The sequence below is a fragment of the Isoptericola sp. NPDC057559 genome, assembly GCF_042801555.1.
Classification (GTDB): Bacteria; Actinomycetota; Actinomycetes; order Actinomycetales; family Cellulomonadaceae; genus Isoptericola.
Genome location: NZ_JBHVFQ010000026.1, coordinates 17,975 through 30,632 on the forward strand (window position 1 = coordinate 17,975; position 12,658 = coordinate 30,632).

The following is a 12,658-nucleotide window of genomic DNA, read 5'->3' on the forward strand; positions in this document are numbered from 1 at the left end:
CCGGATGGCCGCCGTGCGCAGCCGATGCGTCGATCTCGTGCGCGTGACCTCCCAGGGTGCGGTCCCGGGCCCAGGACGCGCGATACTGGCACCGTGACTGCAGTGAACCTCGGCATGCCGACCCCGCCCGCACCCACGCTGGCCCCTCGCCGGAAGTCCCGCAAGATCCAGGTGGGCAAGGTGGCCGTCGGCGGGGACGCGCCGATCAGCATCCAGTCGATGACCACCACCCCGACCACGGACATCAACGCGACCCTCCAGCAGATCGCCGAGCTGACCGCCGCGGGCTGCGACATCGTCCGCGTCGCCGTGCCGACCATCGACGACGCCGAGGCGCTGCCCGCCATCGCGACGAAGTCCCAGATCCCTGTCATCGCGGACATCCACTTCCAGCCCAAGTACGTGTTCGCCGCGATCGACGCCGGCTGCGCCGCCGTCCGCGTGAACCCGGGCAACATCCGCAAGTTCGACGACCAGGTCAAGGAGATCGCCAAGGCGGCCTCCGACGCCGGGGTCTCGCTGCGGATCGGCGTCAACGCCGGCTCCCTCGACAAGCGCCTGCTGGAGAAGTACGGCAAGCCCACCGCGGAGGCCCTCGTGGAGTCCGCCGTGTGGGAGGCGTCGCTGTTCGAGGAGCACGGCTTCCACGACTTCAAGATCTCCGTGAAGCACAACGACCCCGTGGTCATGGTGCGCGCGTACGAGCTGCTCGCCCAGCGCGGCGACTGGCCGCTGCACCTCGGTGTCACCGAGGCCGGCCCCGCGTTCCAGGGCACGATCAAGTCGGCCACCGCGTTCGGTGCCCTGCTGAGCCAGGGCATCGGCGACACGATCCGCGTCTCCCTGTCGGCCCCGCCGGTCGAGGAGGTCAAGGTCGGCACGCAGATCCTGCAGGCGCTCAACCTGCGCCCCCGCAAGCTCGAGATCGTCTCGTGCCCGTCGTGCGGCCGCGCCCAGGTGGACGTCTACACGCTCGCCGAGAAGGTCACGGCCGGCCTCGAGGGCATGACCGTCCCGCTGCGCGTCGCGGTCATGGGCTGCGTCGTCAACGGCCCGGGCGAGGCCCGCGAGGCCGACCTCGGCGTCGCGTCCGGCAACGGCAAGGGCCAGATCTTCGTCAAGGGCGAGGTCATCAAGACCGTGCCGGAGGCGATGATCGTCGAGACGCTGATCGAGGAGGCCATGCGCATCGCCGAGTCGATGCCCGCCCCCGAGAACGACGCGCAGGCCGGCGCTCCCGTGGTCTCGGTGGGCTGACGGCGCCGCGTCGGGCACGATGACGGTGAGGCCCAGGGCGGCGAAGGGGGCGTGATGGGCGGCTGGCGACCGGCGGTGCGCCCGCGCGGCGGGTCCGCGCGGGGGCTCGACGCGCGCCGCCCGCGCGCCCGTGTGCTCGGCCAGGAGGACCTCGTCGAGGCGCGCGCCCTGTGCGCCCTCGACCCGGTGACCTCGGTGCTCGCGGCCGCGCGGCTCGAGGCGGCCGCCCTCGCCGGCCTCGCCGCCGCCGGCGGGCAGGTCTGGGGCTTCCCCGCGTCCGGCCCGCTCGCCGCGGTCTGCTGGTCCGGCGCCAACCTCGTGCCCGTGCTGTCCCCGGGCCTCACCGGTCAGGACGCCGACGACGCGGTCGCCGCGTTCGCCGCGCTCGCCAGGGCGCAGGGCCGCCGGTCGTCGTCGATCGTGGGGGAGCGCACCGCCGCGCTGGCCCTGTGGGAGCTGCTCGCCCCGCACTGGCCCCGGGCGCGGGAGGTCCGCGCGGACCAGCCGTCGCTGGCCATCGCCCGCGACCCCGACGTCGAGCCCGACCCGGCCGTGCGGCGGTCCACCCTCGAGGAGGTGGACGTCGTGCTCCCCGCCTGCGTGCGGATGTTCGCCGAGGAGGTCGGGTACGTGCCCGCCGCCTCCCCCGGCAGCGCCTACGCGCTGCGGGTGCGCTCCCTGGTCGCCGAGGGGCGCTCGTTCGTGCGCGTGGACCCCGACGACCCGCCGGGCGTCGTCGCCTTCAAGGCGGAGCTCGGTGCCGTCGCGGGCGGCGTGGCCCAGGTCCAGGGCGTCTGGGTGGACCCGGTGCGTCGCGGCCAGGGGCTCGCGGCCCCCGGCATGGCCGCCGTCGTCGTGACGACGCGGCGCGAGGTCGCCCCCGTCGTCTCGCTGTACGTCAACGCGTTCAACGCCGCCGCGCTCGCCACCTACCGCCGCGTGGGCTTCGAGCAGGTCGGGACCTTCACGACCGTCCTCTTCTGAGGCGCTGCGGGTCGGCGACGGGGTCGTCGTCCGCCGCGTGGGCAGCGGTCGCGCCCCTGCTCACGGCGCCGGGCGGCCGCACAGGCCGGTGATCGGTCGTGATCGGTTGGGCCGGAAATAAGTCATCCATGGTCTTGACAGCGATGTGGCGCGCCTCCAGAATGACGAAACTGCTTTCGCAACGGTGATGAAAGCTACTTCGAAATTGGGGTCAAGGATGTCTGCCATCGACGTGAAGCTCGTGGCCCAGTGCCTGGCGAGCCTGCGGGACCAGGGCCGGGTGACGATCTCGGACCTGGCCGAGCGCACCGGCCTGTCGCGCCCGACCGTCACGGCGGCGCTGGGCGAGCTCATGGAGTCCGGGCTGGCCGTCGAGCAAGAGGCGCGGGCGGCGTCGGGCCGCCCGGCCCGCACCTACTCGCCGGTCGCCGGATCGCCGGTGGTCGTGGGCGTCGACCTGACCCGCAGCGCCGTCCGCATCGTCGTCGCCGACCGGACCGGGCGCGTGCTGGGCCGCCAGGACGCCGAGATCGCGCCGCCGACCACGGCCCAGCCCTCCCTCGCCCCCGTCCGCGCCCTGCTGCAGCAGACCCTGGAGCGCGCCGGCCACCGGCCGTCGAACGTCGCGGCGATCGGGGTCGCGGTCGCCGGCCTGATCGACGAGGACGGCATCCTCGTCTCGGCCCCGCAGATCACCGCGTGGAACGGCCGGGACGTCGCGGCGATGTTCACCGAGTCCTTCGGGTCGCCGGTCGTCGTCGACAACGACCTGTCGCTCGCCGCCGAGGCCGAGTCCCGCGGCGGCGCGCTCGCCGACGCCGAGACGGGCGTCTACGCGCTCACCTGGCACCACGTCTCGGCGCGGGTCACCGCGGACGGCCACGTGCTCCGCGGCCGCCGCGGCCGGGCGGGGGAGGTCGGCCTGCTCCGCGCGTTCAGCGACGTCGAGGTGCCGCCCGGCACCCTGCTCGAGGCCGTCCCGCGGGTCGGCGCCCAGCTGCGCCGGCTGCGGGACGACCCCGCCGACCTGTCGGGGCTCGCGGCGCTGGAGTCGTTGAGCGCCGCGATGGCGCCGGCGCTCGCCGCGCTGCTCCTCACCGTCGACCCCGACGTCATCGTGCTGGGCGGCGAGCTCGGCGAGTTCGCCGACCTCGTGGCCGGGCCGCTCGCCGACGGCATCCGCACCGCCGTGACGGGCATCCAGGCCGGCCCGCGGCTCATCCGCGGCGGGGAGCTGGGCGCGGACGCCGCGGTCCTCGGCGCCCTCGGCCTGGCCTTCACCAAGCACTCCACCCGCATCTACGGGCTGCCGGACGTCCCGGCGCCCCTCGTCACCATCGATCCGGAGAACGAAGAGATGAGCACCGCACGCGTCGCCGAGACGACCCCCTTCCGAGCCGCCGCGATCGGCATCGGCGCCCGCGCCGGCGTCGCGCTGCACGTCAAGGAGGCAGGCGGCAGCGTCGTCGCCGCCGTGGACCCCGACCCGCGGACGCACGCCCGGGCCGCGCGCCTCTTCGGCGACGTGCCGGTGTTCGCGTCCGTGACGGAGCTGGTCGACTCGGGCATCGAGGTCGACGGCGCGTTCGTGACGACGCCCGACTTCACCCATGCCGACGTGTCCGTCGAGCTGCTCGAGGCGGGCATCGCCACCTACATCGAGAAGCCGCTGGCCATCTCCATCGAGGACGCCGACCGCATCCTCGAGGCGGGGCACCGCACCAGCACCAAGGTCTACGTGGGCCACAACATGCGCCACATGCAGGTCGTCCGGATGCTCAAGGACATCGTGGACCGGGGCGAGATCGGCGAGGTCAAGGCGATTTGGTGCCGTCACTTCGTCGGCCACGGCGGCGACTACTACTTCAAGGACTGGCACGCCGAGCGCGACAAGGCGATGAGCCTGCTGCTGCAGAAGGGCGCGCACGACATCGACGTCATGCACTGGATCGCCGGGACCTCCACCCGGTCGGTCGTCGGCGTCGGCGACCTCGCGGTCTACGACAAGGTCGACTCGCGCCGGGACAACTCCGACCGCCGCATGGGCGACTGGTTCTCCATGCAGAACTGGCCGCCGCTGGCGCAGCAGGACCTCAACCCCGTCATCGACGTCGAGGACATCTCGATGATCATGATGCGGACCGACTCGGGCGTGCTCATGAGCTACCAGCAGTGCCACTTCACCCCGGACTACTGGCGCAACTACACGGTGATCGGCACCGAGGGGCGCATCGAGAACTTCGACGACGACGCCGGCGGCGAGATCCGGGTGTGGAACGCCCGCAGCGACTACCTCGAGAAGGGGCACGTGCGCTACCCGATCGAGGACGGCGGCGACGGCGGGCACGGCGGCGCCGACCCGCTCACGGTCGCCGAGTTCGTCGACTTCGTGCGGCGCGGCACCCCCACCGACACGAGTCCCGTCGCGGCGCGCGACGCGGTCGCGGCGGGGATCGGCGGCGCGCTGTCGATCCGCTCGGAGTCCACGCCCTTCGAGATCCCGCGGCTCCCCGACGAGCTGCTCGACTACTACGCCGCGCACCAGCCGGTCCGCCGCTGATGCTCCGGTACGCGCTGCGGCGCATCCTGATGATGGTGCCGACCCTCATCGGCTCGACGTTGCTCGTCTACCTGCTGGTGTTCCTCATCCCCGGCGACCCCGTCACCCGGCTGGCCGGCGGGGAGAAGCGGCTCTCGGACTCGACGATCGCGGCGATCCGGGACCAGTACAACCTCGACGACCCGTTCTTCGTGCAGTACGCGAAGTATCTGTGGGGCGTGCTGCACGGCAACTTCGGCCACGACTTCAACGGCAACTCCGTGTCCACCCTGATCGCGACCGCGCTGCCCTACACGATGGTGCTGGCGCTGACGGCGTTCCTGCTGAAGCTCGCCATCGGCGTGTGCCTCGGGGTCTGGGCGGGGCTGCGCCAGGGGAGGCTGCCGGACAAGTTCAACCTGTTCTTCACGATCTTCTTCCTGGCGGTGCCCGGCTTCATCATCGCGTACTTCTCGCAGTACGTGTTCGGCATCAAGCTGCACTGGTTGCCGATCTCCGGGGTCCAGGCGGGGTTCCCGCTGGCGTTCGTCATGCCGGCGCTCGTGCTGGCGCTCGAGACCGCGTCGCCGCTGGCGCGGCTGAGCCGCACCAGCCTCGTCGACACCATGCGGTCGGACTACATCGTCACCGCGACGGCCAAGGGGCTTCCCCCGCGCCGGATCATGTGGGTCCACGCGCTGCGCAACGCCTTCATGCCGGTGGTGACGTACCTCGGGCTGAGCATGGCGGCGCTGCTGGGCGGCTCGGTGCTCATCGAGACGATCTTCAACCTGCCCGGCCTGGGCGGCACGCTCGCCCGCGCGATCGACACGCAGAACGGGCCGGTCGTCGTCGGCGTCTCGGTGTTCCTCCTGCTGTTCTACCTGGTCGCGGCCCTCGTCGTGGACCTCCTCTACCCGATCATCGACCCGAGGGTGCGCCATGCCTGAGTCCACCGTCGCGCCGCCGGCGGCCACCTCCCGCCGGGGGCGCCCGCGCAGCGGCCTGCGCAGCCTCTGGAAGAGCCCGTGGTTCGACCTCGCGGTCCTCATCATCGCCGTCGTCACGCTCATGGCGCTGTTCCCGACGCTGTTCACGCAGCTCGACCCGCGCGACTGCGACCTGTCCCAGTCGCGCCTGGGGCCGGCGCCCGGGCACCCGATGGGCTTCGACATCCAGGGCTGCGACTACTGGTCGAACATCGTCTACGGCGCGCGGACCTCGCTCGAGGTCGGCGTCTACACCGCGGCGATCTCGTTCGTCATCGCGCTCGTCGCCGGCTCGCTCGCCGGCTACTTCGGCGGGGTCGTGGACTCGGTCATCTCGTGGACGTCGAACGTGGTGCTCGGCATCCCGGTCGGCATCGCCAGCCTGGTGATCCTGTACCAGTTCCGCTCCCGCACGGTGTGGACGATCGTCCTCGTCCTCGTCCTGTTCAGCTGGGCCGCGACCATGCGCTACATGCGCAGCTCCGTCATGCAGGTGCGGAACCTGGAGTTCATCCAGGCCGCCCGCGGCCTGGGCGTCGGGCCCTGGCGCATCCTCGCCTCCCACGTGGTCCCCAACGCCGTCACGCCGCTGATCGTCATGACGACGCTGTCGGTCGGCGCCGGCATGGCCGCCGAGGCGGGCTTCTCGATCCTCGGCGTCGGGCTCAAGCTGCCCGCGTTCTCCTGGGGCATCCAGATCGCCCTGGCGAGCCAGGACGGCAACTGGCAGATCGCACCGCTGCTGATGTTCTTCCCCGCGCTGATGCTCGGGCTCACCACGCTCGCCTTCGTCGTGCTCGGCGAGAGCCTGCGCGACGCCCTCGACCCGAAGGCCCGCCGATGACCGCGCTCCTCGACGTCCAGCACCTCTCCCTCGAGTTCCGCTCGCCGGGCAGCCCGCCCATCGCCGCGCTGCAGGACGTGAGCTTCACGCTCGACCGCGGCGAGACGCTCGCCGTCCTCGGCGAGTCCGGCTCCGGCAAGAGCATCACCGCCAAGGCGATCATGGGCATCCTGCCCCGGCCCGCGTCGCGCATCACGGGCGGCCGGATCCTGTTCGACGGCGACGACCTGCTCACCCTGCCGCCCGCGGGGCTGCGCAAGGTGCAGGGCGCCCGCATCGCGATGGTGTTCCAGGACGCGCTGAGCGCCCTCAACCCGGTGCAGACGGTGGCCACGCAGATCGCCGAGCTGTACCGCGTGCACCGGGGGATGGGGAAGAAGCAGGCGCACGACGCCGCGGTCGAGATGATGCGCGCGGTGCGGATCCCCGACGCGGCGAAGCGCGCCGGCGACTACCCGTTCCAGTTCTCCGGCGGGATGCGCCAGCGCATCATGATCGCGATGGCGCTCGCGCTGGACCCGGACGTCCTCATCGCGGACGAGCCGACCACGGCGCTCGACGCGACCGTGCAGGCGCAGATCCTGGAGCTGCTGGCCGAGATCACCGAGCAGCGGAAGATGGCGCTGCTGATGATCACCCACGACCTCGGCGTCGCCGGTCAGCTCGCCGACCGGGCGCTGGTCATGTACGCGGGCAGGGTCGCCGAGTCGGGCCCGATCGGCAGCATGTTCGACCACCCCGCGCACCCGTACACCCAGGGGCTGCTCGGCTCGATCCCCGGGGCGGCGCACCGCGGCGGCGACCTGCCGACGATCCCGGGCCTGCCGCCGGACATCGCGCGCCGGCCGCCCGGCTGCAGCTTCAACCCGCGCTGCGGGTACGCGACCGACGAGTGCCGCACGGCGCTGCCGCCCCTGGACACGTTCGTCGAGGACCGCGCCGCCGCCTGCCACCACAAGGAGGAGGTGCTGGCCGGTGCCGCTGTTGGAGCTTGAGTCGGTACGCCGCTACTACAAGCAGAAGCACACGATGTTCTCGCGCGGGGCGCACGGGCAGGTCCGGGCCGTCGACGGCGTGGACCTCTCGGTGGCCGAGGGCGAGACGGTGGGCCTGGTCGGCGAGTCCGGCTGCGGCAAGTCCACGCTCGCGCGCATCATCTGCGGCCTGGAGGCGCCCAGCGAGGGAGTCGTGCGCTGGAACGGCGCGGACGTCGGTGCGATGTCGCACGCCGACCGCAAGACGCTGCTGCACCGCGAGGTGCAGATGGTGTTCCAGGACCCGCACGCCTCGCTCGACCCGCGCCGCTCGGTCGGGCAGTCCGTCGCGGAGGGCATCACGACGCACCGGCTCCTGCCGGCGTCGCAGGTCGAGGACCGGGTGGGCGAGCTGCTCACCCAGGTCGGCCTGAACCCCGAGCACGCCCACCGCTACCCGCACGAGTTCTCCGGCGGGCAGCTGCAGCGGATCGGCATCGCCCGGGCGCTCGCCGTCGAGCCGAGGCTGCTGGTCTGCGACGAGCCGGTCTCCGCGCTCGACATCTCGGTGCGCGCGCAGGTGCTCAACCTGCTCAACCGCCTCAAGCGCGAGCTCGGCCTGTCGATCGTCTTCATCGCGCACGACCTCGACGTCGTCCAGCACATGTCCGACCGCATCGTGACGATGTACCTCGGCAAGGTCGTCGAGCAGGGCGGCTGCGACGACGTGTACGGCGCCACCGCGCACCCGTACACCCGCGCGCTGCTGTCGGCGATCCCGCGCAAGCTCGCGCCCGGCGAGCACCTCGAGCGGGTGGTGCTCGAGGGCGACCCGCCGTCGCCGATCGACCCGCCGCCCGGCTGCCCGTTCCACACCCGCTGCTACGCGGCGGTCGAGCGGTGCGCCACCGACGTGCCCGCCCTGGCGCCCGTCCCCGGCGGCCGCCCGGACCACCACGCCTCCTGCCACCTCGCCGAGCAGATCACCCGGTCGCGCGTCGGCATGGTCTCCACGCTCTCCTCCCCTCTCACCCTGTCCGAAAGGAACCACTGATGAACCGTAGGAGCAGCCGCATCGCGGTCGGCATCGTCGCCGCCGCTGCGTGCACCTCGATGCTGTCCGGCTGTCTCGGCGAGCCCGGGGGCGGCAGCGACGCCGCCGACGGCTCGACGTCGATCGTCGCCGTCAACAACGGCGAGATCGGCCGGATCACCGGCGCCCAGAACCCCGGCAGCCAGATCGCCATGGCGCTCTGCGAGCCGCTGACCGGCATCGAGGAGGACGGCGCGGTCTTCATGCGTGGTGCCGAGTCGCTCGAGAGCGACGACCAGGTCACGTGGACGGTGAAGGTCGCCGACGGCCACACCTTCTCGGACGGCACCCCGATCACGGCGAAGACGTACGTCGACACGTTCAACTTCGTCGGCGCCGGCGTCAACGCGATGCCCTCGAACTACGCGTACGGGCCGATCAAGGGCTACGACGAGCTGAACCCCGCCGAGGGCAAGGCGACCGCGACGGAGTTCTCGGGCATCACGCTCGTCGACGACAGCACCTTCACGATCGAGACGAAGGCGCCCAACAACGACGTGCCGTACATCCTGTCGCAGCTGGCCTTCTGCCCGATGCCGGAGAGCGCGTTCGCCGACCCGCTGGCCTACGACAAGAAGCCGGTCGGCAACGGGGTCTACACGCTGGAGAAGCTCGACCCGCAGGTCGAGGCCGTGCTGAAGAAGGACCCGAAGTACCAGGGCTGGGTGCCCGACGGCGCGGCGGACCAGATCACCTTCCGCGTCTACACCGACACCAACACGGCCTACCAGGACGTGGTCGCGGGCAACGCCGACGTGCTCCGCGACCTGCCGCCCGGCCTCATCGCCCAGGGGCGCAACGCGCTGGGGGACAAGGGGCTCACGGCGATCGACCGCAACGCCCTCGCCGCCTACTTCGCGTGGCCCACGTACCTCGACGAGAAGTTCCCGATCGAGGTCCGCCAGGCGTTCTCGATGATCGTGGACCGCGAGACCATCTCGAAGGACCTGTTCAAGGGCGCGACCCTCCCGTGGGGGTCGCTCATGCCGAATTCGGTGGACGCCTTCCGCGAGGACGCCTGCGGCCGGTACTGCACGTTCGACCCGGACGCCGCCAAGGCTCTGATCGAGAAGTCGGGCTTCACCGGCACCATCCCGCTGAACTACTCGTCGGAGAGCACCACCGACGCGGCGACGGCCCTCGCTATCTCCAACTCCGCCAAGGAGATCGGCCTCGTCGTCGAGCCCAAGCCGGTGCCCGCCGCGGCCCTGTCGGAGACGGTGAACTCCTACGAGCTGGACGGCCCGATCATCCAGCTGTGGGGCTCGTCGTTCCCCGCGGCGTCGGAGTGGGTGGCGTCGGTGTACATCGACGCGAACTACCGCCTCAAGTACTCCGACCCTCAGGGCGAGGCCGCCGTGGCCGCGGCGCTCGCGGCCCCGACGCCGGACGAGGCGATCGCGCAGTGGCAGAAGGCCGAGGACAGGATCCTCGCCGACCAGGTGCTGCAGCCGCTGTACCAGCAGGTCCGCTACATCGCGCACACGCCGTGCGTGGTCCCGCACGCCGCGGGCGGCGACCAGCAGATCTACCGCACCGAGGTCACCTGCTCCTGAGCGGACGGCCCGGGAGGGGTCGGGCGGGCGCCGCCCCGCCGCCCCCCCCCCGCGGGGCGGCGCCCCCCCGCGGTGGCGGCGGGGGGGCGAATAGGGAGACAGTTCCCGCGGTGACGGTGCGCGCGAGGGTGCGTGCGGCCGGGGGACGACGGGTGTCAAGGAGAGCTGAGTGAAGGCGCTGTTCAAGCCGGGCCCCGGGCCCGGCCTCGAGCTGGTGGACCGGCCGGAGCCGGAGGCCGGGATCGGCGACGTGAAGATCCGCGTGCTGCGCACCGGGATCTGCGGCACCGACCTGCACATCGAGCGGTGGGACGACTGGGCCGCGTCCACGATCAAGACGCCGCTGGTGCCCGGGCACGAGTTCGTCGGCGAGGTCGTGGAGGTCGGCGAGCTGGTGCACGACGTCGCGGTGGGCGACATCGTGTCCGGGGAGGGCCACATCGTGTGCGGCACGTGCCGCAACTGCCGGGCCGGCCGCCGCCAGATGTGCATCCGCACGCAGGGCCTCGGCCTGCACCGCGACGGCGCGTTCGCCGAGTACGTGGTGCTGCCCGCGACCAACGTGTGGGTGCACCACGCGGGCGTCGACCTCGACGTCGCCGCGATCTTCGACCCCCTGGGCAACGCGGTGCACACGGCGCTCGCATTTCCCGTGATCGGCGAGGACGTGCTCGTCTCCGGCTGCGGGCCGATCGGCCTCATGGCGATCGCCGTCGCGCGGCACGCGGGCGCGCACCTGGTCGTGGGCACCGACGTGAGCCCGGCGCGCCTGGAGATGGCGCGGGCGATGGGTGCGGACGCGGCGCTCGACGTGCGCACCGCGCGCGTCGCCGACGCGCAGCGCGAGCTGGGGCTGCGCGAGGGCTTCGACGTCGGCTTCGAGATGAGCGGCGCGCCGAGCGCGCTGCCCGAGATGATCGAGAACATGAACCACGGCGGCCGGATCGCGATGCTCGGCCTCCCGGCCGGGCCGATCGCCGTCGACTGGGGCACGGTGGTGACGCACATGCTCACGCTCAAGGGCATCTACGGCCGCGAGATGTTCGAGACGTGGCAGGCGATGGACGCGATGCTGCGCACCAGCGAGACGCTGCGCACGGCGATCGCGTCGGTCGTCACGGACCGGCTCCCCGCGAGCCGGTGGCACGAGGGCTTCGAGGCCGCGGCCTCGGCGCACGGCGGCAAGGTGGTACTGGACTGGACGGAGTGGTGATGTACGGGACGTTCCGGGAGCACGTGGCGGGCGAGCTCGCCGAGATCGAGGCCGCGGGCCTGACGAAGCACGAGCGCGGCATCGCGGGCCCGCAGGGCGCCCGCATCCGCGCCGACGGCGCCGAGCTGCTCAACTTCTGCGCCAACAACTACCTCGGCCTCGCGGACGACCCGCGCATCCTCGCGTCGGCGCGCGACGCCCTCGACACCTGGGGGTACGGCCTGGCCAGCGTGCGGTTCATCTGCGGCACGCAGGACCAGCACCGGACGCTGGAGCGGCGCCTCGCCGGCTTCCTGGAGACGGACGACGCCATCCTCTTCTCGTCCTGCTTCGACGCGAACGGCGGCGTCTTCGAGACGCTGTTCGGCGCCGAGGACGCGATCGTGTCGGACGCGCTCAACCACGCGTCCCTCATCGACGGCATCCGGCTGTCGAAGGCGGCCCGCTTCCGGTACCGCAACCGCGACATGGCCGACCTCGAGGACCAGCTGCGCGCGGCCCGTGACGGCGGCGCCCGGCACGTCGTGGTCGTCACCGACGGCGTCTTCTCGATGGACGGCTACCTCGCCCCGCTGCGGGAGATCTGCGACCTCGCCGACCGGTACTCCGCGCTGGTGCTGGTCGACGACTCGCACGCCGTCGGGTTCATGGGTGAGCACGGCCGGGGCACCCCCGAGCTGTGCGGGGTGGCGGACCGCGTCGACATCCTCACCGGCACGTTCGGCAAGGCCCTCGGCGGTGCGTCCGGCGGCTACGTCGCCGCGCACCAGGAGATCGTCGACCTGCTGCGCCAGCGCGCCCGCCCGTACCTGTTCTCCAACACGCTGGCGCCGATGATCGTGGCGGGCACCCTCACGGCGCTCGACCTCGTGGAGACCGCCGGCGAACTCCGCGCGAACCTCACCAGGAACGCGGAGCTCTTCCGCCGCCTCATGACCGAGGCGGGCTTCGACCTGCTGCCCGGCGAGCACCCGATCGTCCCGGTGATGTTCGGCGACGCCGTCCTGGCCGCCCGGGTCGCCGCGGCGATGGGGGAGCGCGGCGTGTACGTCACGGCGTTCAGCTTCCCCGTGGTGCCCCGCGGCGAGGCGCGCATCCGCGTGCAGCTGTCCGCCGCGCACACGCCCGAGCAGGTGCAGGCGTGCGTCGACGCCTTCGTCGCGTCGCGGGAGGCCGTCGCCGCGGGCTGACGGCGGCCGGTCGGCAGGG

The 12,658-nt window shown here is 72.3% G+C and carries 10 protein-coding genes; all 10 read left to right on the forward strand.

Going from position 1 to position 12,658, the window contains the following annotated elements:
* Positions 1-114: 114 nt before the first annotated feature.
* The 10 genes from ispG to ACFU5J_RS18380 all read left to right on the forward strand — a co-directional run bounded on the left by ispG (position 115) and on the right by ACFU5J_RS18380 (position 12,639).
* Positions 115-1,257 (forward strand): flavodoxin-dependent (E)-4-hydroxy-3-methylbut-2-enyl-diphosphate synthase, encoded by a 1,143-nt coding sequence (gene ispG / locus ACFU5J_RS18335; RefSeq protein ID WP_430575379.1) that lies wholly within the window; start codon positions 115-117, stop codon positions 1,255-1,257.
* Between the two features lie 54 nt (positions 1,258-1,311).
* On the forward strand, positions 1,312-2,241 hold the full coding sequence (locus ACFU5J_RS18340) for a GNAT family N-acetyltransferase (RefSeq protein WP_430575151.1): 930 nt from the start codon (positions 1,312-1,314) through the stop codon (positions 2,239-2,241).
* 217 nt (positions 2,242-2,458) lie between these two features.
* Positions 2,459-4,801, forward strand: coding sequence for an ROK family protein (locus tag ACFU5J_RS18345; RefSeq protein WP_430579682.1), 2,343 nt, complete (start codon positions 2,459-2,461; stop codon positions 4,799-4,801).
* Positions 4,801-5,730, forward strand: a complete 930-nt coding sequence (locus tag ACFU5J_RS18350; RefSeq protein WP_430579683.1) for an ABC transporter permease — start codon at positions 4,801-4,803, stop codon at positions 5,728-5,730. The genes ACFU5J_RS18345 and ACFU5J_RS18350 overlap by 1 nt, the downstream gene beginning before the upstream one ends.
* A complete protein-coding gene (locus tag ACFU5J_RS18355; RefSeq protein WP_430575154.1) occupies positions 5,723-6,613 on the forward strand; it encodes an ABC transporter permease in 891 nt (296 codons plus the stop codon). The genes ACFU5J_RS18350 and ACFU5J_RS18355 overlap by 8 nt, the downstream gene beginning before the upstream one ends.
* Positions 6,610-7,608, forward strand: a complete 999-nt coding sequence (locus ACFU5J_RS18360; protein ID WP_430575155.1) for an ABC transporter ATP-binding protein — start codon at positions 6,610-6,612, stop codon at positions 7,606-7,608. Before ACFU5J_RS18355 ends, ACFU5J_RS18360 begins: the two co-directional genes overlap by 4 nt.
* Positions 7,589-8,641, forward strand: a complete 1,053-nt coding sequence (locus ACFU5J_RS18365) for an ABC transporter ATP-binding protein (protein WP_430579684.1) — start codon at positions 7,589-7,591, stop codon at positions 8,639-8,641. The genes ACFU5J_RS18360 and ACFU5J_RS18365 overlap by 20 nt, the downstream gene beginning before the upstream one ends.
* On the forward strand, positions 8,641-10,236 hold the full coding sequence (locus tag ACFU5J_RS18370; protein WP_430579685.1) for an ABC transporter substrate-binding protein: 1,596 nt from the start codon (positions 8,641-8,643) through the stop codon (positions 10,234-10,236). Before ACFU5J_RS18365 ends, ACFU5J_RS18370 begins: the two co-directional genes overlap by 1 nt.
* A 169-nt stretch (positions 10,237-10,405) precedes the next feature.
* Positions 10,406-11,449 carry an L-threonine 3-dehydrogenase gene (gene tdh / locus ACFU5J_RS18375; RefSeq protein ID WP_430575158.1) on the forward strand — a complete coding sequence of 348 codons (1,044 nt, stop codon included), beginning with the start codon at positions 10,406-10,408 and terminating at the stop codon, positions 11,447-11,449.
* A complete protein-coding gene (locus tag ACFU5J_RS18380) occupies positions 11,449-12,639 on the forward strand; it encodes a glycine C-acetyltransferase (protein ID WP_430579686.1) in 1,191 nt (396 codons plus the stop codon). Before tdh ends, ACFU5J_RS18380 begins: the two co-directional genes overlap by 1 nt.
* Positions 12,640-12,658: the final 19 nt, after the last annotated feature.

What these genes read in the sequence shown, in the direction of transcription:
- ACFU5J_RS18350 (WP_430579683.1), top strand. Translation starts at nt 4,801, where the DNA reads ATGCTCCGGTACGCGCTGCGGCGCATCCTGATGATGGTGCCGACCCTC.
- ACFU5J_RS18345 (WP_430579682.1), top strand. Translation starts at nt 2,459, where the DNA reads ATGTCTGCCATCGACGTGAAGCTCGTGGCCCAGTGCCTGGCGAGCCTG.
- ACFU5J_RS18355 (WP_430575154.1), top strand. Translation starts at nt 5,723, where the DNA reads ATGCCTGAGTCCACCGTCGCGCCGCCGGCGGCCACCTCCCGCCGGGGG.
- ACFU5J_RS18360 (WP_430575155.1), top strand. Translation starts at nt 6,610, where the DNA reads ATGACCGCGCTCCTCGACGTCCAGCACCTCTCCCTCGAGTTCCGCTCG.
- ACFU5J_RS18370 (WP_430579685.1), top strand. Translation starts at nt 8,641, where the DNA reads ATGAACCGTAGGAGCAGCCGCATCGCGGTCGGCATCGTCGCCGCCGCT.
- ACFU5J_RS18340 (WP_430575151.1), top strand. Translation starts at nt 1,312, where the DNA reads ATGGGCGGCTGGCGACCGGCGGTGCGCCCGCGCGGCGGGTCCGCGCGG.
- ispG (WP_430575379.1), top strand. Translation starts at nt 115, where the DNA reads ATGCCGACCCCGCCCGCACCCACGCTGGCCCCTCGCCGGAAGTCCCGC.
- ACFU5J_RS18380 (WP_430579686.1), top strand. Translation starts at nt 11,449, where the DNA reads ATGTACGGGACGTTCCGGGAGCACGTGGCGGGCGAGCTCGCCGAGATC.